15 protein-coding genes and 1 tRNA gene are annotated in these 20,903 nt (G+C 41.8%); 9 read left to right on the top strand and 7 right to left on the bottom strand.

Translation table 11 applies throughout. From position 1 onward, the window contains the following. The first annotated feature begins 93 nt into the window (after positions 1–93). The 6 genes from L3V31_RS18755 to L3V31_RS18730 all read left to right on the top strand — a co-directional run bounded on the left by L3V31_RS18755 (position 94) and on the right by L3V31_RS18730 (position 9,322). The gene (locus L3V31_RS18755; RefSeq protein ID WP_237318270.1) at positions 94–1,293 is read left to right on the top strand and encodes an acetate/propionate family kinase; all 1,200 of its coding nucleotides are present in this window, start codon (positions 94–96) and stop codon (positions 1,291–1,293) included. A 683-nt stretch (positions 1,294–1,976) separates the two neighbouring features. Continuing rightward, the gene (locus L3V31_RS18750) at positions 1,977–2,381 is read left to right on the top strand and encodes an acyloxyacyl hydrolase (protein ID WP_237318269.1); all 405 of its coding nucleotides are present in this window, start codon (positions 1,977–1,979) and stop codon (positions 2,379–2,381) included. Positions 2,382–2,891: 510 nt separating this feature from the next. Further along, positions 2,892–6,098: a hypothetical protein gene (locus L3V31_RS18745; protein WP_237318267.1), complete on the top strand. Its 3,207-nt coding sequence runs from the start codon at positions 2,892–2,894 to the stop codon at positions 6,096–6,098. A 659-nt stretch (positions 6,099–6,757) separates the two neighbouring features. Next, the gene (locus tag L3V31_RS18740) at positions 6,758–7,045 is read left to right on the top strand and encodes a hypothetical protein (RefSeq protein WP_237318265.1); all 288 of its coding nucleotides are present in this window, start codon (positions 6,758–6,760) and stop codon (positions 7,043–7,045) included. Between the two features lie 304 nt (positions 7,046–7,349). Next, the gene (locus L3V31_RS18735) at positions 7,350–8,099 is read left to right on the top strand and encodes a MauE/DoxX family redox-associated membrane protein (protein WP_237318263.1); all 750 of its coding nucleotides are present in this window, start codon (positions 7,350–7,352) and stop codon (positions 8,097–8,099) included. A 419-nt stretch (positions 8,100–8,518) separates the two neighbouring features. Beyond that, on the top strand, positions 8,519–9,322 hold the full coding sequence (locus L3V31_RS18730) for a class I SAM-dependent methyltransferase (protein WP_237318261.1): 804 nt from the start codon (positions 8,519–8,521) through the stop codon (positions 9,320–9,322). Between the two features lie 195 nt (positions 9,323–9,517). Here L3V31_RS18730 and norW read toward each other — a convergent pair whose 3' ends face one another. Next, positions 9,518–10,657 carry an NADH:flavorubredoxin reductase NorW gene (gene norW, locus L3V31_RS18725; RefSeq protein ID WP_237318259.1) on the bottom strand — a complete coding sequence of 380 codons (1,140 nt, stop codon included), beginning with the start codon at positions 10,655–10,657 and terminating at the stop codon, positions 9,518–9,520. Continuing rightward, positions 10,657–12,114, bottom strand: coding sequence for an anaerobic nitric oxide reductase flavorubredoxin (gene norV / locus L3V31_RS18720; protein WP_237318257.1), 1,458 nt, complete (start codon positions 12,112–12,114; stop codon positions 10,657–10,659). Before norV ends, norW begins: the two co-directional genes overlap by 1 nt. A gap of 194 nt (positions 12,115–12,308) precedes the next feature. Between norV and norR the strand changes: the two genes are divergently transcribed. Further along, entirely contained in the window at positions 12,309–13,865 is a 1,557-nt protein-coding gene (gene norR / locus L3V31_RS18715; RefSeq protein WP_237318255.1) for a nitric oxide reductase transcriptional regulator NorR, read from the top strand. Between the two features lie 185 nt (positions 13,866–14,050). Here the strand turns inward: norR and L3V31_RS18710 are convergent. Next, positions 14,051–14,125, bottom strand: a tRNA-Gly gene (locus L3V31_RS18710). Positions 14,126–14,527: 402 nt separating this feature from the next. Here L3V31_RS18710 and L3V31_RS18705 point away from each other — a divergent pair. Next, positions 14,528–15,046, top strand: coding sequence for a DUF4136 domain-containing protein (locus tag L3V31_RS18705; protein WP_237318253.1), 519 nt, complete (start codon positions 14,528–14,530; stop codon positions 15,044–15,046). Between the two features lie 74 nt (positions 15,047–15,120). Here the strand turns inward: L3V31_RS18705 and L3V31_RS18700 are convergent, their stop codons facing one another. From L3V31_RS18700 to L3V31_RS18690, 3 genes are all read right to left on the bottom strand, one after another. Further along, positions 15,121–15,444: a hypothetical protein gene (locus tag L3V31_RS18700; protein WP_237318251.1), complete on the bottom strand. Its 324-nt coding sequence runs from the start codon at positions 15,442–15,444 to the stop codon at positions 15,121–15,123. Positions 15,445–15,464: 20 nt separating this feature from the next. Beyond that, positions 15,465–16,013 (bottom strand): hypothetical protein, encoded by a 549-nt coding sequence (locus L3V31_RS18695; RefSeq protein ID WP_237318249.1) that lies wholly within the window; start codon positions 16,011–16,013, stop codon positions 15,465–15,467. Positions 16,014–16,302: 289 nt separating this feature from the next. Further along, on the bottom strand, positions 16,303–16,950 hold the full coding sequence (locus tag L3V31_RS18690; protein WP_237318326.1) for a murein L,D-transpeptidase catalytic domain family protein: 648 nt from the start codon (positions 16,948–16,950) through the stop codon (positions 16,303–16,305). A 461-nt stretch (positions 16,951–17,411) separates the two neighbouring features. Between L3V31_RS18690 and L3V31_RS18685 the strand changes: the two genes are divergently transcribed. Then, positions 17,412–17,813, top strand: a complete 402-nt coding sequence (locus tag L3V31_RS18685) for an NUDIX domain-containing protein (RefSeq protein ID WP_237318247.1) — start codon at positions 17,412–17,414, stop codon at positions 17,811–17,813. A 429-nt stretch (positions 17,814–18,242) separates the two neighbouring features. On the opposite strand, the gene L3V31_RS18680 is transcribed toward L3V31_RS18685, so the two are convergent. Beyond that, positions 18,243–20,615 carry an EAL domain-containing protein gene (locus tag L3V31_RS18680; RefSeq protein WP_237318245.1) on the bottom strand — a complete coding sequence of 791 codons (2,373 nt, stop codon included), beginning with the start codon at positions 20,613–20,615 and terminating at the stop codon, positions 18,243–18,245. Positions 20,616–20,903 lie beyond the last annotated feature (288 nt).

Genomic DNA, 20,903 nt, shown 5'->3' with positions numbered 1-20,903 from the left:
AAAAAATTATTGAATAATAGAAGGCAATAAATAAGTAGTTCGCAGCGTGAAAGCGCAATGACAACCTCTGCTCCACAACAGGATAACTATTTCATGTCTAATTCGTTTGTACTAGTGATCAACTCAGGAAGCTCGTCACTAAAGTTCGCCGTCATCGATTCAAATTCAGGTGATGCCGTTCTAAGTGGTTTGGGTGAATGTTTTGGTCTTCCAGAATCTCGTATGAGCTGGAAATTCAACGGTGAAAAAAAGGAAATTTCTATCGAAGGTGACGATAGCCATCATAAAATCGCTATCGGAAAACTAGTAGGCTTAACTGACGAATTAGGTTTAGCGAAAGACATCGTTGCGGTTGGTCATCGTATCGTTCATGGCGGTGAAAAATTTACAGCGACGGTTCGTATTACAGATGAAGTGACACAAGAAATCGAACAGCTTTCCGATCTTGCTCCATTACATAACCCGGCAGGTGCTATCGGTATTCGTGCTGCGATTGAAGCGTTTCCAAGCCTCCCTCAATTTGCGGTCTTCGATACTGCCTTCCACCAAACGATGCCTCAAAAGGCATTTACTGGCGCTATTTCACATGAGCTGTACGAGCAGTATGGCATCCGTCGCTACGGTTTCCACGGCACAAGTCATTACTTTGTAAGTCGTGAAGCTGCAAAAATGCTTAACAAGCCAGTAGAACAGTCTAGCTTCATTACGGTACATCTTGGCAATGGCGCTTCTGTATGTGCGATCAAAGATGGCCAATCGGTTGATACTTCGATGGGCTTCACTCCGCTGGCTGGCTTAATGATGGGGACACGTTCTGGTGATCTAGACCCAGGCATTATTGAGTTCCTATTGAAGAAAGGGTGGACTCAGGAGCAAGTCTTCGAAACGCTAAACAAGAAATCAGGCTTCTTGGGAGTATCTGGAGTGACTTCCGATGCTCGAGGCATTCTGCAAGCGATGGAAGAAGGTCACGAAGGTGCGAAGTTGGCGTTTGAGGTGTTTACCTATCGTGTCGCGAAATACATCGGTTCTTACTTGATCCCTCTTGATCGCCTAGATGCGGTTATTTTTACTGGTGGTATCGGCGAAAACTCTCTGGATATTCGCCGTGAAGTACTGAAGAACCTTAGCCTGCTTGGCTTCGTTGAAGATGAGAAAGGGAATGAAGATGCCCGATTTGGTAATTCGGGTGAGATTGGTAAATCTGAATTACTTGATGCGAAAGTACTGGTTATTCCTACCAATGAAGAGTGGGTAATAGTTTCGCAGTCGATGGAGCTGCTTAATCAGTAAAAATGTCCCTGCCACGGTTTAAAAAACGTATGTTGGCTGACTGATATAACCTCCTAATCAATACTGGATGAGGTAAGTACGCTTAACGAGACTTATCTCCTCCACTTGCGATAAGATAGTGCGCTATTCGACATAAGCCAAAAGAGTGCGCACTGTTAGTATCAATCCTTATAAAAGGCTATTCATTAATATCTAATGTTCAATTTTCCGAACATAACTTTTGCCCACATTCGAGTTAGTGATGTCTCCGACTAATTTATGCCCCGTCTCAAGTTACGCATCTAAATCTAAATTTAAATAAAGATGAAAAGGTAACATTGATATCAAAAAATAATGAGTGGTAAAAGCCAACACCTGACTACGTATCTCTCCAATGTGTTATACGCCGTTAACACGCAAGATTTATGGCTGATAACTTAATCAGCTGGCGGGGCTCAGTTAGTTAAGGTTTCTTACCTTCGACGGGATGGTCATATGAGATAGGGTTAATTATTTGTTGTGATTGATTTCTATATCTACAATTAACTATAAAAAATCATAATGATTAATTGCCTATGAAATCCACAATATACAAATTACTTTTGCTGTTTTTTACTTGCACTTTATCGCCATTGGTATCTGGACAAACGATAGTCAGTAGTTTTAGCGCAGGGGTTGGATACTCGCTGGATGAGGAGGTATTGGTGCGCGTTGGTCTTCAACATTACTTCGATTCCGCATGGTGGCTCAGTGATACAGGAGCGCTTTCAGCGTATCTGGATGTTTCGTACAGCCATTTGTTTTTATCTGAGGCCCATGACCTCACTATCTACGCTTTATCACCGGTATTCTATTACGAGTTTCATCAAAGCATATATCAAGCTAAACCTAGAATAGAGTTTGGCATCGGCGCGAGCTATATCAGTGCAAAAGAAATCATCGACCGTAATATGGGGGGGCATTTCCAATTTGAAGACAGAATTGGAGCCGGGTTGAAATGGGATCGGGTCTATTTATCATTACTCTACCTCCATTACTCCAATGGTGGGATGTATTCAGCGAATGCGGGGTATAACACCTTACAACTCAACCTACAGATAGACCTTTAGTTAATACACTGAGTGCTCTCAGGTTGTTGCAAGACAATATATTTTCGGCTCCAATAAAGTCTGCTCATTTACAATAAAGGACTTTACCTCTCCGCTTATCGCAAACTTGCTTTGCCCCATTTCAATTTAGATCGAAAGCTAAATCAAACCTTGTTAACGAACTTTTACCCTACAAAAAGTTTTCCGAAGACATAAGCGTTGTTTTCTAAAAGGCTATTTGCAAACTCAATAACCATATACAAAGATTGCCATTGAAGAACGAGAAATGATGTTTAAGTCATTATCTAAGCTTTTCAATACCTTAGTGGATTTAGTTCATAGTACTGTAGACAAGGACCTTTTAAGGTTACTTCAATGCTAATATTAAAACCTTGATTTGCCGAAAGATACTGAATACACCTTCCTTCATTACATTATTTTTAAATTCGGGTTCCGCGCTTGTTGAGCGAATTTATGATGCTAATACTATAATATTCATTTGATTGCATTTGTTTATATAAGGAAAATAATGTGTTGGCTACTGGACGAATTGCATTATTAAGTGTTATTTCCGCTTTTTTTCTAGTGGGGTGTGATAGTCATAAGGGTACAGTTGTATCTGACGAACTTTCTGCTCCGATCACCATGACCACGGAGAGAGGTTCAACAGAAGGCGTTTATCTCACATGGCCAAGTGTTCCGATGGCGTCAAGCTATGCTTTGTATCGATGTGAAGTTCCTGAAAGTGTAAGTCAGGATCTTATCTCTTCTGCACCAGTAGAAAACTGTGGCGAACCGATTGGATATACCACCGAAACTCATTATACCGACCATCCTCCTTACACCGCCCTGCAAGCGTATGTTTACCATCTACAAGCGTGCGCAGCTATCGAAGGTCAATATTGTGGTTCGGTTATTGCGTCTTTAGCAGCAGCACAAGCGCCTGCCGAAGAACTACCGCAGATGACAACGAATATTGGTGATAATGGCCGCCAAGTCATTTCTGGTTTGAAAACCACATTACATGCATTTGCCCAAAATGCTACTGGTGAAATTGTGTGGAACTGGTCACAAGAGAGTGGTCCAAAAGTTATATTGACGGATACCGACAGCGCAGAGCTCACTCTTGTCGCGCCAGATGTAACGGAGAACACTCTATTATCATTTGTGCTGAGAACTCACGACGATAACGGGCCTGGTCGACCTTCGAAGGTCGCTGTCACAGTAATACCTGCAAATAATGTTAGCGTTAAAGTGGGTGCTCCATCTCGTGTTGCCAGTTCAGGCGACGAAGTGTCTCTGCATGCTAGTGGAAGCCATGAAAATTTGGTTCACACGTGGCGACAAATATTACCGGCCTCTCCAGAAACTCCAGAAGTCACTCTCATAGATCCCGATACAGCAAATCCGAGCTTTAAGGTTCCGGAGATGCCTCAAGGAGGCGCTTTACATTTTGAAGTTACGGTAAGTGATCCGCTTACTGGGAAAAGCGCAAGCGCACGTACATCGGTGGGCGTACAATACGAAGTGCCGACACCAATGCCGATTCAGGAGCCATCACAAACACCAGAACAGGTACCTATGCCTGTCCCTTTAGCAGCACCTTTGCTTAGCCCACTACAAATAGCCCAACCACTTAATCTGCCACAAACTCAACAATTGGTGCCTGTGCCAAATCCGGTATTGGTGCCACCAAAGATCCCTCCTCAGGCATTAGTGCTTACGGCGCAACCTCCGGAGTTTGCGACAGGGGGAACAGACGTTTTTCTAAGTGCGACGGCCAGTGGTGGTCGAGAGCCATATCAGTGGGAATGGGAACAAACGAGTGGACCAGATGCGATTATTACAAACAACACGCTTGCTGTGACAAGAGTTACCGTACCTACGGTGACGACTGCGCAGACTCTTACCTTCCGAGCGACGGTGACCGATGTGGAGGGGAAAGTACGTACGGCTGAGGCAGTCATTCAGGCTCTCTTACCACCTGCAGCTTCCGGGGGCGATACCCCGGTACCGATAACACCATTGGAGCCTCGTATGGTTGTGGTGAATGAAACCGTTCCGGTAATGTATACACAATTAAAGAATTTAACGGTAACGCAACTAGCTGGTCCACAGCTGCAGATTACTCAACAGCCTGACATTGCTGGCTCAGGTACTCAGGTAATGGTCAAGGCCCCGCAGCTGAAAGAGCACTCGGCATATGCCACCATCGATGTTGTTGGCTATGACAAGTTAGGTTTACCTGTGCGTAATATTATCCCAGTATTGATCATGAGACCTTCACAACAAACGCCAGCAATAGAAGCACCAGTCCAGGTGCTACCGCCGCAAGAGGTGCCGAAACAAGATGACCCACTCGTTATCGTGGGGGGTACCTCTGGGGTGATAATTAGTGAAGGGGCTACGCAAGCGTTAGGTGTAGTGGCTCAGGGAGGCAAAGGGAGTGCTGCTTATCGTTACAAGTGGACTTATCAGCAGGAAAGTGGTGATCCAGATATTGACTATTCAGGTGAAGATTCATCCCGATTAGAGCTAATCGCGCCAGCAGTAGACAGACCTCAGCTATTACGTTTTCATGTAGAAGTGACGGATGGAGTGCAGACTTCTGACCGGGATGTGTTGGTTCAGGTTAATGACGTGGCAGACAGTTTTGTCGTTGGAGTGATGGCACCAATGACGGTCGCAAGTGGCGATAAGGTCAAGCTCAATGCACCGCAGCCGATAGGTGGTGTCGTGTTTTCCACGTCGGAGCGATACCGCTACTCGATAGTGCAAGTCAGCGGATCGCCAACTGTGACATTAAGCCCTCTTGGTGATGCAACAGGCGATCAGATTAGAAATTGGCACTTTAGTGCACCCATACTGACACCTGGAGCAGATGATGCAGTGTTGAGGTTTGAATTTACCAGTTATGACAGGGTGGATAATATGGTAAAAACGACGCAAGATATCATCGTAAAAGCGCCACCTTTGAGTCCATTAGTACCGAATATTTCATCGCCTACCAGTTTTGCCTTGGGAACTTCGCTGAGTCTGCAAGGGGATGCTACGGGAGGCATACCACCCTATAGTTATGAATGGGAGATAGTACCTGAAGTACAAGCGATTGCGGGTAAGATGGCTTTTAGCTTACCGACCTTAAGCGAGAGCGGTCAAAACCCGACCATTACACCTGTTGACGTCGCTGAACGCCGCGTCGATGTGGCTAGTTATCGTCTGGAAGTTAAACTGACAGTGACTGATTCTGCCCAGCGAACAGCAGAAACCACGAGCGAGATTGTTGCGCTGGTGGAACCTGGTCGAAAAGGTACAGAGGCACTGGTTTGTGGTCATATTAATGACCGGGAGCCGTGTACGGACTTAGACTTAGTATTGGGTATGACACAGAAATGTCCTGACAATAAGCCGTATGCACTGAATACAATTACAGGAAGACACGGCCCCGATGAGTATGGGAGACTTGCCTATATAGTTGAAGAGTATCGTGACTGTGCTGATGCATCGACTGTATATAATTTGTTTATCTTGAGTGGAGATAAAGATAAACCATTGTGCAGAAACCTCGACCTTGCATTACATGACACATTACAAGCGACAGATTTTACTTGCCATTTCGCATGTTACGGTAATGGCTGCAATATCGATACAATACCGCCAAATGCGACACTCATTGGTCCGGTAGGAAGCGATGGATATTTAACGATAGGTCTGCCTCCTTTACGGAGTTCTCAATAACGAAGCGTACCGAACAAGGGGGCTTGCTTGAACGGCAAGGCCCTTTTATGTTGACAGGTATTCTTAAAACAAGATTGTTATTCCTAACATAATACAAAACCATAGTACTCAGTGCTGCTAGAAGAGATGATTTCACTTTAGTTTAAACTTAAGCATCAGGTTTAGTAATAACTGTCAGGCGAATGGAAGAGGCCAAGCACGGCAAAGAGTAGCACAGAATTTGGCGTTTCAATTTCAGAACGACAAGGTCGGAATTCGTTGCTTCGAGTTAGGAAACGAGGTCATTAAATCATAAGAAACCTAATGGATAAATTGATCTTTTTATGCGAATGCCAATTCTTTTTTGTATCAATAAATATATTTTGGGTAAATATTACGCCTAATCATAAAAATAATTGGTTATGGATGTGTATACCACATTAAAGAAATACATTTCATATATTTAATAGTTCGATGCATTTAGATTATGTCAGCATTCAAAAGTAATACTAACCTTGAATAACGTTTATCTTACTACTACAGTGATCATTGATTCGATATTTTAAACGGCAATAGTAGTTGCTTACAAAAAATTAATTTTTTGATTATTAGTGTCTTTTAATGTCTGATTCTGTTCAGGAATTTTAATGAATTAATACTTTATGTCGAGGGAGTTAATTATGGGTATGAAAGAAGCTTATGAAAAAAAACTACAGGCCCAACTAGATGAGTGGGGGGCAGAGATAGATAAGCTAAAAGCTAAGGCTGATAATGCAGAAGCTGATGCTCAGCTTGAATATTATAAGCAAATAGAAGAGTTACGTTCCATGCAGGAAGATGCAAATAACAAACTAGCTGAATTGAGGGAGTCTAGTGACGATGCTTGGGAGGATCTTAAAGCTGGCGCTGATAGTGCGTGGGATTCACTATCAATTGCAGTTAGAAATGCCATATCACGATTTAAGTGAGCATTGTATTGATTTTCAGATATCAATGGTCAAGAGGTTAGATGTGAATAAAAACTGGGATAAAATGAACGAAGCAACCCGTAAAGCCGTAAAGAAGCGCGCGAAAACCTTAGGGCCGTTCGGCAACAGAAAAATGAGTGGCCCGAATAGTATGGCAGCATGAAAACTAGTTCTTCTGATGCGGGGATGAACAGCATAAATGGCTTTGCTAAATAATCGCGTTACTACTGGTTCAAACACATCATGAAATCTTTAAATAGACTAAAGTGAGGAATAATCACATAGATCTAATTCAGGAGATTATATGAGGCATAATAAAACTGCTGAACTATATCGAATTGTGATGGATAGTCACGTATGCCCATACGGAATCAAAGCAAAATATCTACTAAGACATAAAGGGTATCATGTAGATGATAAATGGCTAACGAGCAGAAAAGAAGTAGATAACTTCAAGCAAAAACACGATGTAAAGACAACCCCTCAGATTTTTATTGATAACAAACGAGTTGGTGGTTGGGATGAGCTTCGACGTTATTTTGGGATAGCAGTGCAAGATCCATCAGCAACAACATACCGACCAGTTGTCGCTTTGTTTATAATGATGCTGCTAATGTCATTAGCAGTAAATTTTTCGTTCAATGGCAATCCATTTACTGTTAAGGCATTGGAACTATTCATTGCTTTTAGTATGGCGATATTGGCACTGTTAAAACTCCAAGATGTAGAAAGTTTTTCGTCGATGTTTCTTAATTATGATTTGCTCGCTCGACGGTGGGTTCCATATTCATACCTATATCCATTTGCTGAAGGCTTAGCTGGTATTCTCATGATATCAGGGGTCTTCTATTGGTTATCTGTGCCGTTGGCCTTTACCATAGGTGCTATTGGTGCCATTTCCGTTTTTAAGGCAGTTTATATCGATAAACGTGAATTAAAATGCGCATGTGTAGGTGGAGCTAGCAATGTGCCTTTAGGGTTTATCTCGCTTACCGAAAATATAATGATGATGATAATGGCTATATGGATGGCATCCGTACATTTAATATCATGAGGTTGCTTTAAATTACCCTCTATGTAACGTTCAACGTATATTACTCATTCGTTTACAGTTTAAGGAACTTCGTTTAAACAATGATGGCCTAGTTGGTAAATAGGAGAATATGACTCGCAACATCAAATCTAGACAGTGTTTATACGATTTCTCAATACCTGAAGTTAGTCATGATTTGCTAAATTAATAGATTAACTGACACTCTTTTGTCTAAGGACGTTTTAGCGTTTTTGAGGCTAGCTGTTTGATCACCAAGCGACTCTGGTTACAGCCAGGGTACTATTTCATGTTTACCCCCTCAGCTAGATACAGTGGTGGCAGTCGATGGTTGTATGATTCATAGGGTTTCCTAGACTTAATAATCATAGAACCTGAACTTTCTCACCTTAAAGGTGTGGACGGTTTGAAGGAGGCCTACGATGAGAGAGCTAACTCTACGAGAACTTGAAACAACTGCTGAAGCTTATGAAAAACGACTTGCACCCGTTATGTTTAAAAATTGGGCATATCGCTTAGCCGACATAGCAGAAATTAAAGAGGGTCAAGATGCCCTGGATGTTGCATGTGGAACTGGAATTCTAACGAGGGTCATCGCGGATCGAGTTGGAAGTACAGGTTTAGTCGTGGGAGTGGATGCTAATCCAGGAATGTTAGCGGTTGGAAAGCGAATAACCCCAGAAGTTGACTGGCGTGAAGGTTATGCGGAGTCATTACCATGCGAGGATAATAGCTTCGATGCTGTTTTATGCCAGTTCGGATTGATGCTTTTTTCTTCACCCAAAGTGGCTCTTCAAGAAATGAGTCGAGTCTTAAGACCTGATGGTAAATTAGTGGTAGCTGTTTTTGGCTCTCTAGACAATTTACCTGCCTATAAAGCGATCGCTGATGTATATGAGCACGTGGTAAACGAGTCCGTAGGTAATGCTCTACGTATGCCATTTTCGATGGGTGATAAGGATACACTTACGTCTCTGTTTAATAGTGCTGGAATTAGAGCGGCACGAACGACGACGGAGTCAGAAGTGGTTTGCTTTTCAAGCATAAGGGAGATGGTTCTATCTGACGTTAAAGGATGGTTCCCCTTTGCCGGGATTGACTTAGATGAGGACACTATTAATGCTGTTACCAAAGAAGCTGAAATCGCATTGAAGGCATTTCAATCTTCAGAGGGTAATGTAAAGTTTGAGGTGCCGGTACAGATTGTGGTGGCAGATCTTGCCTAATGGCATGTCATTTCTAGGGCTCTTAATTATACTGCCTAAAATTGTATTGAACTGAGTATCATCACTCAGTTCAATACGATGCCAATATTGACAGTGCTGGCCGTAAATCTTACTGCCGGAAGAACGTTTGTAGCTTCTGACTCAGTTAAGTTTGTACCAGTGAACCAGTCATTGCTTTTTAGTTGTCATATATGTTTATTGGGTTTGCACTTCTCTTAAAAGAGGGAATGCCTGATTAACGTTGTCCTTAGTCACAATAAAACCAGTCATACGTTGCTCCTGATCATAAGCTTTAGCGAGCACCCCCCGTTCAGAGAAACTGACCTGCCAACTGGAGTCAGAGTTATGGTGTCCTCCCAGCTGGATAGGGTAGTTTGGCGTTTTCACTTTTACCATCATGGCTGGTATTTTCAGTGTTGAACTGTCAGACAGTATTGTACTTGCCAGTGTGTTTGCACTCAGGATAATCGGCTGCAAATAGGACATTACCTTACCATCTATTTCGGCACAGTCTCCCAGAGCATAGACATCTTCTAATGAGGTTCTTAACTGCTTATTAACCACTATACCTCTATTGACTGCTGCTCCGGATTCTTGGGCCAGTTTGGTATTGGGAGTTAACCCTGCGGCGGATATTACGCAGTCTGTCTGGTGCCGTGAGCCTGTATTTGTCGCGATAATCAGGCCATTCTCACTGTGCTCAACGGAGGTGACATAGTTCCGACACTCAACTTGAACGCCGTCGTTGCGCAGTTGTTTTTCCAAAGCTGTGGCGACAAAGTCGGGCAGCAGGTTTGCCATAAGGTGAGCACCCGGTTCAATAATTGTGACTTGTTTACCGCTGGCAGCGAGATCCATTGCGAGTTCAGTACCTATAAGCCCGCCACCCATGATAGAAATGTGTTTGGCATGAGCTATACGCTGTTCAGAAGTACGGTATTCTTCCAAGCTATTTAGTGTAATAACCTCTTCGGTCGCATCACCATTTAATGTAGGAACAAATGTTTTTGCACCCGTTGCCAGAACAAGTTTTGAATAGCGATAATTTGAGCCATTGGCAGAAATCGTACGGGTTTCCGTGTCTATCTTATCAACTCTGGTATTGGCAAAAAGCTTGATTTGATGTTGTGCAGCAAACTCTTCTCCCGTTACAGAAACAAGATCGTCAGCCCGATTTTTGCGAGTAAATACATGGCTGAGATCCGGTTTGTTGTACTCGTCCCCGTTATCTGCAGTAAATAACTGGATAGTGATATCGCTGTTTTTACGACGTAGTGTTTTTACCAGTTGGTAAGCGGCAAAGCCGCTACCAATTATAATCAGAGGGGCGTTCATCAAGCGGCCTCCTGACTTTCTTTTGCGTGTTCAACGAAGACTTCTTTACCCAAGTTGCATTCTGGGCAAAGGAAGTAGTCCGGAACCTCGTCCCAAACTGTGCCTGGTTCTACGCCTTGGTTTTGTTCACCGATAGCAGGGTCGTAAACCCAGTTACACACTGTGCAGATCATGCACTGACAATCTGATGGATGAGCATTGTTGGCAGAAGCCCCTGTAATTTCAGCGGGAGCAGGCTCTACTTTTACTTGTCTTTCGCTGTTGAGTGTCCACAGTTTAGCAATTTGGCGACCATGCTCTCGACACTCTCGCATTGCTTTACCATCCGGACGCCACTTGGCTTTCAGGCTTAATGCTGTTTCAAATCCTGCGTCGGTTAATCGAGCGTGAATACGATCAACGGCTCCACCATTCCAGCCATAGCTGCCAAATGCCGCCGCTTTTTTATTTTTGAACCTTAGACCGGTGATCTCTTCAAGCATACCAGCGACCTTTGGCATCATTACATTATTCATTGTTGATGAGCCTACAAATATGCCTTTAGAACGGAATACATTCGCCAGAATTTCATTTTTATCGTGTTTAGAAACGTTGAATACTTTAACGGCTACCTTCGGGTCAACATCATGAAACCCCTGAGCAATGGCATCGGCCATCATGCGCGTGTTATTAGACATGGAATCGTATAAAATAGTGATTCGGTCTTCTTGGTAGTTATCTGCCCACTCAAGGTATTGGTGCACAATCTGCGTTGGATTATCACGCCATACAATGCCGTGAGAGGTTGCGATCATATCTACTGGAACGTTAAAGCTGAGAACCTCTTTAATCTTAGCTATGACTAAACTGCTGAAGGGCGTCAGGATATTGGAGTAGTAACGAAGACACTGATCCATCAACTCGTTTTGATCGACTTCGTCGTTAAACAAATGTTCGTCGCAATAGTGTTGACCAAAAGCATCATTACTGAACAGAACCGCATCACCTGTCAGATACGTCATCATACTATCAGGCCAGTGTAGCATTGGGGCTTCAATAAAAATAAGTTGCTTATCATTACCGATATCTATGCTATCGCCGGTTTTAACGGTTCTGAAATTCCACTCAGGATGGTGATGGTGACCAACAATAGAGTCGATAGCCGCTTCGGTACAATAGATTGGTGTGCCGGGAATTTTATCCATGAGGGCAGACAGAGCGCCAGAGTGATCTTCTTCAGCATGGTTTACAACGATAAAATCGATATCGTTCAAATCTATTTCCATCTCCAGATTCTGAAGAAATTGATGACTGAAACGGTGGTCTACTGTATCGATCAATACCGTTTTCTCTTCACGGATAAGGTAACTGTTGTAGCTAGTCCCTTTTGTCATTTTGTATTCTGTACCGTGGAAGTCCTGAACTTCCCAGTCACGTTGGCCAACCCAGTGAATATTATTTTTTACATGAATAGTCATTTTTACTCTTACCTTCAAATAGTAGTATTACTTTCTCTTATAAGAGCATGTTGCGTGCCATGTTTTTTATTTATTAATTATCAATAACATATATTAACTTGTTCTTTTTTGTTGTCATTTTGACAAGGAAATAGTTTTGTCTTTATGATAAGTTCATTGTCATATTGATAAAGATTGGGGTTAGACGCATGGTTATGGATCAGGTTGGAAAAGAGTGGATACAGGTGGCGTTGGATATTACCTCTGGTATTTCCGATCAGGACAGGTTTGACAGATTACTTTCGACTATCAGACACACACTAAGATGCGATGCATCAGCTTTATTACTTTTTCGTAATCAGCAGTTTGTTCCTCTCGCGATTAATGGGCTAAGTGAAGATGTACTGGGTCGTAGGTTTGATGTTCAAAAGCATCCTCGTCTTGAGGCCATTGCAAGAGCGGGAGATATCGTGCGTTTTCCTTCGAACAGTGATCTTCCCGATCCCTATGATGGCCTGATCCCAAACCATGAAGAAGAGCTCAAGGTTCATTCCTGTATAGGGCTGCCATTGATGCTGGATGATCGTCTGATAGGAGCGGTCACGATAGATGCATTTGATCCGACTCAATTTGAAAATTTCAAAAATGATGACTTGCGGGTTGTCAGTGCGTTGGCTGCCAGCAGTCTGAACACGGCCTTGCTAATGGAGCAATTAGAAAGAACGGCGGGGGTTGAAGCTCACTCCCCACGACGTTCTCGTAAATTGAGTCAACAGGGAGAAATAATTGGGCAGTCGCCGCCAATGTTAGAGCTAAAATCACAGATTGATGCTGTGGCAAATACCGATCTTTCCGTGCTTGTTATGGGTGAAACAGGGGTAGGTAAAGAGTTGGTAGCAAATGCGCTTCATAGCCAGTCTAGTCGCTCTGAAAACGCTCTGGTTTACTTGAACTGTGCCGCGCTTCCAGAGTCTGTCGCTGAGAGTGAGTTGTTTGGGCATGTAAAAGGGGCTTTTACTGGTGCAATTAGCAATCGAAAAGGTAAGTTTGAGTTAGCGGATAATGGTACCTTGTTTTTGGATGAAATCGGTGAGCTGTCCCTTCCTCTTCAGGCAAAACTGCTGCGTGCACTTCAGTATGGGGATATACAGCGGGTAGGTGATGATAGAAACATTAAGGTTAATGTACGTATTATTGCTGCCACGAACCGAGTAATGCATGACGAGGTTAAGCAAGGTAATTTTAGGGCAGATCTATATCATCGACTGAGTGTTTTCCCGGTATTTGTTCCTCCCTTGCGTGAGCGTGATAAAGATATTGTATTGCTTGCTGGCTTTTTTGCTGAGCGATGTGCTCATAAGTTGGGTGTGGCGAATATCAGCTTGGATGCTGCAACCCTTAGCGTTATCCAAAGCTATTCTTGGCCCGGTAATGTCCGTGAACTTGAGCATGCAATAAATAGGGCGTCAGTGATAGCAAAGTCGGATACTTCGTCTGAGCAGATAACGCTGCTTCCTCAACATTTTAACTTTTCCTCAGAGGTGGCTGGCATACAGGCTGCTGAATACAAGCCAGAAGATGGCGCTATGTCAGAAAATGTTGTGGCTGAATATAAACATCAGGGTTTAAAAGAGGCTATTGATCTATTTCAGGCTCAGTTTGTACAGAGTGCCTATCTGGAAAATGATAAGAACCTGAGTGTTACCGCTAAGCAGTTGAAAGTTAATCCGAGTAATCTACACCGGCTAATGAAACGTCTCGGCTTAAAATAATTGTTTAGTGTATCACTTTCCAAAAACTGGTCGCTGGAAAGAGGAGTTTTCCTTACCAATTTTAATCCGAGAAATACTAAATTAGTAAAAATCTTGACATGGTTGAGATGATGTCATTCGAATAACAAATCAAAGGCTTTATCGGGAATGTGTACGAAAGAGTGTGAAATTTAAGCAAGGAAGCTTGGAGCGGGCAGCGGGAATCGAACCCGCATCATCAGCTTGGAAGGCTGAGGTAATAGCCATTATACGATGCCCGCGCATCGAAAGGACTCATCTAATATGCCACATTAATTCGAAAAGAAAAGTCTTTTCTCTTCAATTGTTTGTCGATTGCGTAAATATCACTCAATATGATGCAAGGACACTCAATTCGGGTGCTGGTGGGCAATTCTATCAATAAGATCAGCACTAAATTGGCTAAGGCTTTGCTAAACAAGCCCCAGATATTGAACACTTGGCATTCTTAGGTAAGACTCAATAATGTCTACCTAGTTAATTTTTAGATGCGTGCTTCAACGAAAGTGAGGTGGCTTACGAGTTAGAAAATGCTCTGAATCAGTCATCTTGTAGTAGCACAATGATTCATTTTTGTTTATAGCCGTATAAATGAAATAAAGAGGACGACGCTGATACTGTCGATAAATCAGAGGAGAATATCTATGTGGAAAGGGTTTATGTTAGGAGTCATGGGGCTGTTTATGGTCGCATGCACTACAGTAACAACGGATGTCGACAAGCAGGCAGACTTTTCATCGTATAAAACATTCGACTTCGGAGAGCTGAATGGTGCGCCAGCAAGCATCGATGCGAGGCGTATTGAGCAGAGTATTGCCTCTCAATTACTAGCAAATGGTCTTACACAAGTCTCGAGTGGTGGTGATATTTATGCCCATCATGATATTGTCGAGAACACGGAATTTGTCTCTTCTGGATCGAATGTGAGCTTCGGTTACGGATGGAATCGATTTGGTGTTGTTACTTCCAGCCCGGAGCGATACAGAGAGCGTAAATATGGTAATTTAGTTATCGAATTAGTGGACATCAAAGCAAACCAAGTCATTTGGAAAGGGGTATCCAGCCGTAAATTAACGGCGTCAATGGATAGTGAGAAAAGAGAGCAGTTAATTGCAGAAGAGATCGCGAAGATGTTTGAAAACTTCCCTTATGGCGCTAAGTAGTGAGATTTATGGTTGATACTGAAAAAGGCGCAATGTGTGCGCCTTTTTCATTTGTCGTAGGACGTTAACTCGAATCAGTACCCAATGCTGTAGAGATGTTCACCAAGCTCCCGGCACTGGCTCTGATACACTACCAACACATCTGTCGTGTTTTTGTTCTTTGCTTTAAACTCCAGTTCTGCGGAAGAAAGCTTGCTAAAACTATAATTTCGCACGGACATTAAATAGTTTCTAAAAGAGGCTCGATGTTCTGGCACGGCACTCTGAACGTTCGAAACATTGGCGCATTCCAAAAGGGCTTCGTTGCTCATTTGTTCAATATTTACGTCGGCGTAAACGACATTAGAGAATGCAGTAAGTAATAAAGTTAAGCTAGTTGGAATTACGAATCTGGTCATAATCTGGGCCTCGAATGGATTCAGGTAAATATAAGAGTATCCATGTCACTTGTTGACACGCTTTCTTGATTTCTTTGTTTTTCTTTCGTCAAGTATTCACGGCCATGTTTAAATACATAGAGTAAGTTCGCTTCCTTTCTTCCAAGAAGATGATAAAGCAAGCGTTGGTTTCTAAGTTTACCGTAAGTATCTCGAGGTAATGGGGTTGTCAACTGAGCGAGAGAAATCAAAGGCGGCGATAAAAAAGCGATGAGTAATTGATAGTCGGGTTCGAAGCGTAAACTTTGTAGATCATCATGCAGAGAAGTGCGACGGCATGAGACGAGTGCCAATAAGTCTCTTTTGTGGTGCTGAGAGTAATCATGGGAAACCGAAGATGTATCATCTTCTAAAGAGAGTTGGGGTAAAGCAAAATCTGGTGTTAAAAGTGACTGTTGAGTCCATTTCGCTAAATGATCTGACGTACTGCTTTTTTGGTTATTGTCATATTCATGCGCGTAGGCAGATAGCATGCAATCTGGGATCAGAGACAAAGCAATTAGCCAAAACGTACAAAGTAGATAACGCAAAAATTAACCCTAATACATCAATGATTTGTTGTCGATTCTACACACCAATTCATCACCGGTGAGTTCCTTACCTCGCGGCTTTCAACCTTAGTATCTGAAAGACTTCGTATAGTAACGAGAGGAAAGATGGATGAACAGGCTTTTCTCACGGAGTAACTGGAATTTCAAGCTTGAATTGTTTCAAAATACAACCCAAGGTGAAGAAATAGAAGGAATGACGACAGTAAAGAAATAGGGTTGATAGTGCTAACTAGAAAGATAAAAGGGAGCCACAGCTCCCTTTCGTTTATTATGCGCTTGCGTAGATAACACTGCCGCCTTTAATCGTGTCGATGATTTCTCGAGACAGGTCGTCTGGTAGTGCCGGACAACCCCAACTGCGTCCTAAATACCCGTTCTTTTTAATAAAAGAAGGATTCGCATATTTGGCACCGTGCACGACGATGTAGCGTTCACGTGCTTTGTCGTTCAGTCCAGAAGTCAGGCCATCTAAGCGAAGAGAATAACCATTAGACCCGTAATAGGTGGTATCGGTTAAAAAAGTACCCAAAGAAGTTTTCCTAGAATCCACAATATTTGAAAACTTCGTTGCGGTTTTCTTTCCACTATTTACACCGTGTGAAACATAGGTATTGTAGATCAGCTTCTTCTTGTTTAAATCAACAACATAAAATCGCTTATCCGTTGAAGGTTTGCTGTAGTCGATGATTGTAAGTACTGGCTTCTTTCTCTTCTTGGTCTTCTTGTAAGCTAAATAGGCGTCGTTAAATAGCTTAAAGTCGATAATGCCTTCTAGTTTGGCGTCTTTATATGCTTTTCTAACTTGTTGTTGAGAAATCTGATTCTCTAATTGAGCTTTACCGTCCGAATCTTTGGCGAAAGCAAAAGGAGAAACAGAGAAAAATGTCCATATAAACAATAAAAATGATTTTTTCATTTTGATCAAATAAAACTCTAGGTGTTACAAATTTGCCGAATGCTTCATGCGTTCAGTAATACTACATGCACATCAATTATATTTCCCCAATATTAACCTTTATGCATTAAGCACTTACGTTTTGGGGTGTTATTAATATCTAGCTTTAAATGCTAACTTTTTGATATTTAGAGCTTTTCCTTAAACTAAGAGAAACTCTAGATTTAATAATAACTTAAATTGATAATTAATAAAATGGTGAGTAGCAACGTTTATCAAATTCTTCTGATTTAAAACAATGTATAATTATTAATGTTTTTAAAAAATTTCTTGAAATTTCAATGTGTTTATTTCTAGTTATCGACTGCTAATAAAAATCTAACTCTGTGATCCGAGTCGTAACAAAACATTGGGTTTAATCTTGAATGAAAACACTTGCACAGTATAGATTGGAATAGAGTGTCGATGAGCATGAGGTTAGGATGATAGTACACGAATGCGTTTCCTTTATATTAGTAAAAGACTCACAAATACTGTTGGAAACAAGAGCAAAAGATAAAGAAACAGATCCTGGAGTTATTGCTATTCCAGGAGGGCATATGGATTCAACTGAGAGCCAGAAGCAAACATTATTCAGAGAACTTAAAGAAGAGTTGAATGTCACTCCAAGATCATTTGTATATCTATGTTCTCTTTACCATCCCACGATCGAATTACAGCTAATACATTATTATATCGTTACTGAGTGGGAAGGGGATTTAGAGTGTTATGAAGCGGAATCTATTGATTGGTATACGGCTAATAACTCTCCGGTAGCAACAGAGGTTGATAGAATCGCGTTGAAAGAGTTTAGACGAATGAAAGATACATTTAGTTCATTTTAAATCTGAGTAAATTAGATTTAATTAAAAATTTACTATTAATTAATCAACGAAAGCTGACTCATACTAAAGCGTGTATTTTAAAAATTAAGCGATGAATATAAACGTTGTGAAATATCAAGTTTTCCAGCTATATTTTTTATGAACTGATTATCCTATCCAATTTTCCTAGCAAATGGAGAGCATAGAGAAATGTTTAGTCACGATCGTCAATACATTAGGGTTTGCTAGATGGCGAATGAAATGATGAATAAATGTGGTCAATGTCGGCAATTTACTCGAGAGAAGGCAAACAATAAAGATATATGTGGCGCTTGGGGGCAGCCAACCATAGCGACGAGGTATGCCTGTGAATTTTTTATGCCTGCTGTTTCGTCAAAAAGCCGCGTTGGTAAGGCGCTAAATACAAAACAAAGTTAATTCAATACCGCTTTACTTGGCTATTTTGGAAAGCCCTCCTGCAAAATTCTGAGTATGCTTCTGTCGATTGAAGATCATGTGATTGGATGATTCCCACCATGTTTCCAATTCCTCGATACTCATTGGCTTACCAAAAAGATAGCCTTGCATAAAATCGCATTGATATTCTGATAGCCATTGGCGCATCACTTCGTGCTCAATACCTTCTGCGGTGACGGTTTTATTCTGGGCGTGGCACAGGTCAATAATGGGCTTGATTACATGCCCATTATTGGTTCTCATCAGTGTGAGCAGAAACTCGCGGTCAAATTTAATTTTTTGCACAGGGAATTGAACAAGCTGGGTAAGGGACGTATAACCTGAACCAAAGTCGTCTATTGCCAATCGATAACCAAGTTTAGAAAGTTCGTCTAGCAGCGCTGTTCCGCGTTGGTCAGAGGCAAAAGTCTCTGTGATTTCAAGTTCAATAAATTTGGGTTCAACGTCGTACTTCGTTGTATATGCATGGATATACTCCGCCATTTCCAGAGAATTGAGTTCTGCGGAGGATAGGTTGATCGATAAAATAATGTCTTTATCAAAAATTTCTCTCAATTGGTGATATTGCGCTGCGGCAGTGGAGAACACCCAACGGTCAACCTTATCAAACAGACCTGTTTGCTCAGCGATAGGGATAAACTCAGTGGGAGGTATTGGCCCTATACCTTCCGCATCCCAACGTAGTAATACTTCTAAGCCTTCAATTTCATTGTCGTAACGGCTCAAGTAGGGTTGAAAGACTAATCGGAACTCTTGTTCTACATCGGCCTTTCTTAACGCTCGTTCAATTTGGCACCGTCTTTGTGACTCTATATTCAACTCGGCAGAGTAATAGGTGTATTGGTTTTTACCAGCGCGTTTAGCTTGGTACATTGCGGCATCTGCATTGGACAGAAGTTTTGTAATGTCTGCACCGTCTTCTGGGTAACGTGCAATGCCTACACTGGCAGTGACAGGGAAGGTATTTGGCCACGAATGGCTTAGAGTATTGATAGGTTTTAGCAATTCTGTTGCGAGTAAGTCAGGAAGATTTTCCACGTATTCGTTGGAGCTAAGCAGAATGGCGAATTCATCTCCGGAAAGACGCGCACCAAAACAAGGGCTGTTATATTGATTAGAGAACTTTTGACACACGTTCTTGATGTGGGTTGAAAACACTTTTAATAACGAATCCCCCAAATCATGCCCATACTTGTCATTTACATATTTAAAGTTATCTAAGTCAACATAAATGACCCATAAATACTCAGAAGCTGAGGCGAGTTCTTGAGTAACCAGTTGATTGAATCGGCGACGGTTTGCGAGTTGCGTTAACTGGTCTGTCTCTGCTAGACGTTTTGTTTTTTTGTAGATGGTACTTAGCTCTTCATACATATCGAAGAAGCGTGAAGAAAGCCTTCCTATCTCGTCATTAGTATCCAACTTTTCAATATTCTCTCTCTTATTTGCTTCGAGTTCTTTGAGTTGTCTGTCGAGTCGAGCTACAGGGCGTAATACATTTTGATATAGAACCAGTACGATCAGTGTAATTGTACAAAACGCAGCAATCCCAAATGAAAGTGCCAACTCCAGCCACACTTTGTCGACTTTATTCCACATCAAATATTCTGCTGGAGAGAGTATGGCAAAAAAGTTTGGCAGCAGCTCTATCGTTTGAGCAAGAGGAACGTCGAGATATATCGGCTTATCAGAGAAAGTAATGACGCTATGGGTGTCAAATTCGATCTCGTGTTTAATATCACTAAATGCTTCCAGAGAGACGGTCACAATAACAAAAAACACATTGCTAGGATCAAAGCTTAACGGGTGTTCTCCCGTGCGTTTATCGATCAAATCGTATTGAAGAAGAATGCTTTGACCACTGGAGTTATAAATAAAACCCGTACGGCTATAATCGCCGTGTTTTGAAAAGCTGTCTGAAATGTACTCCCTTACTTTGGGATCAATAGACCCTGAAGATTCAAAAAAATTATTTTCTGTGTAATAGAGTAGTTTTTTATTGCCATTGAGGATAGCCATGTTGGTATCGCCATGATAACCGTGGCTTAATACATTAGCTGTTTCTTCTAAGCGGTTAAACAACACTCGCGCATGGTAGGGGTTATTGTGATTAATTAAATAATCGTTTAGAACGTTACTTTTACCCAACGTATAAGCGTAGCTATGAAGGAAAATATTAGCTTGTCGGAATTGTCCCGCAAGTTTCTCCATTTGCAATTGAATATAGCTATCTTCCCGCTTGATGAGGGTGACTTTTTGGATGCTGTAGATAATGTAACTCGATACCACCGCACCTAATAAGATCACAGGTGTTACAAGCAAAATTACTCTGCTGCTTAATTTCATTCTGTTTCTTCAGTTCCGTTTGTGTCCTTACAAACGTTATATACCTACTCGGTAGTTAACGGATGACGTATGTTGTCAAAGTGTAACTAGATTTTGAGTTTACCGATGTTGAAAATCAGTTGGCTCTCTGAGAACTGTGAAGTTGCATATGGTTTTTAACTGGCCTAATTGGGTTGATTCTCAATAATTAGACGTGTTTGTTATTAGTGTCTGACTCTATATGCCGATAGGTAATGAGTAAAAGTCTTATCTATCGAAACGTTTCGATGGGTAGGTTGTGATGTAAGT

This window comes from Vibrio sp. J1-1 (assembly GCF_021728395.1).
Classification (GTDB): domain Bacteria; phylum Pseudomonadota; class Gammaproteobacteria; order Enterobacterales; family Vibrionaceae; genus Vibrio.
This window is presented reverse-complemented; position numbering and strand designations above follow the sequence as displayed.

Coding starts and splice junctions, on each gene's coding strand:
- L3V31_RS18735 (WP_237318263.1), top strand. CDS start 7,350: ATGAGGCATAATAAAACTGCTGAACTATATCGAATTGTGATGGATAGT.
- norW (WP_237318259.1), bottom strand. CDS start 10,657: ATGAACGCCCCTCTGATTATAATTGGTAGCGGCTTTGCCGCTTACCAA.
- L3V31_RS18740 (WP_237318265.1), top strand. CDS start 6,758: ATGGGTATGAAAGAAGCTTATGAAAAAAAACTACAGGCCCAACTAGAT.
- L3V31_RS18705 (WP_237318253.1), top strand. CDS start 14,528: ATGTGGAAAGGGTTTATGTTAGGAGTCATGGGGCTGTTTATGGTCGCA.
- L3V31_RS18730 (WP_237318261.1), top strand. CDS start 8,519: ATGAGAGAGCTAACTCTACGAGAACTTGAAACAACTGCTGAAGCTTAT.
- L3V31_RS18685 (WP_237318247.1), top strand. CDS start 17,412: ATGATAGTACACGAATGCGTTTCCTTTATATTAGTAAAAGACTCACAA.
- L3V31_RS18690 (WP_237318326.1), bottom strand. CDS start 16,950: ATGAAAAAATCATTTTTATTGTTTATATGGACATTTTTCTCTGTTTCT.
- norV (WP_237318257.1), bottom strand. CDS start 12,114: ATGACTATTCATGTAAAAAATAATATTCACTGGGTTGGCCAACGTGAC.
- norR (WP_237318255.1), top strand. CDS start 12,309: ATGGATCAGGTTGGAAAAGAGTGGATACAGGTGGCGTTGGATATTACC.
- L3V31_RS18755 (WP_237318270.1), top strand. CDS start 94: ATGTCTAATTCGTTTGTACTAGTGATCAACTCAGGAAGCTCGTCACTA.
- L3V31_RS18680 (WP_237318245.1), bottom strand. CDS start 20,615: ATGAAATTAAGCAGCAGAGTAATTTTGCTTGTAACACCTGTGATCTTA.
- L3V31_RS18700 (WP_237318251.1), bottom strand. CDS start 15,444: ATGACCAGATTCGTAATTCCAACTAGCTTAACTTTATTACTTACTGCA.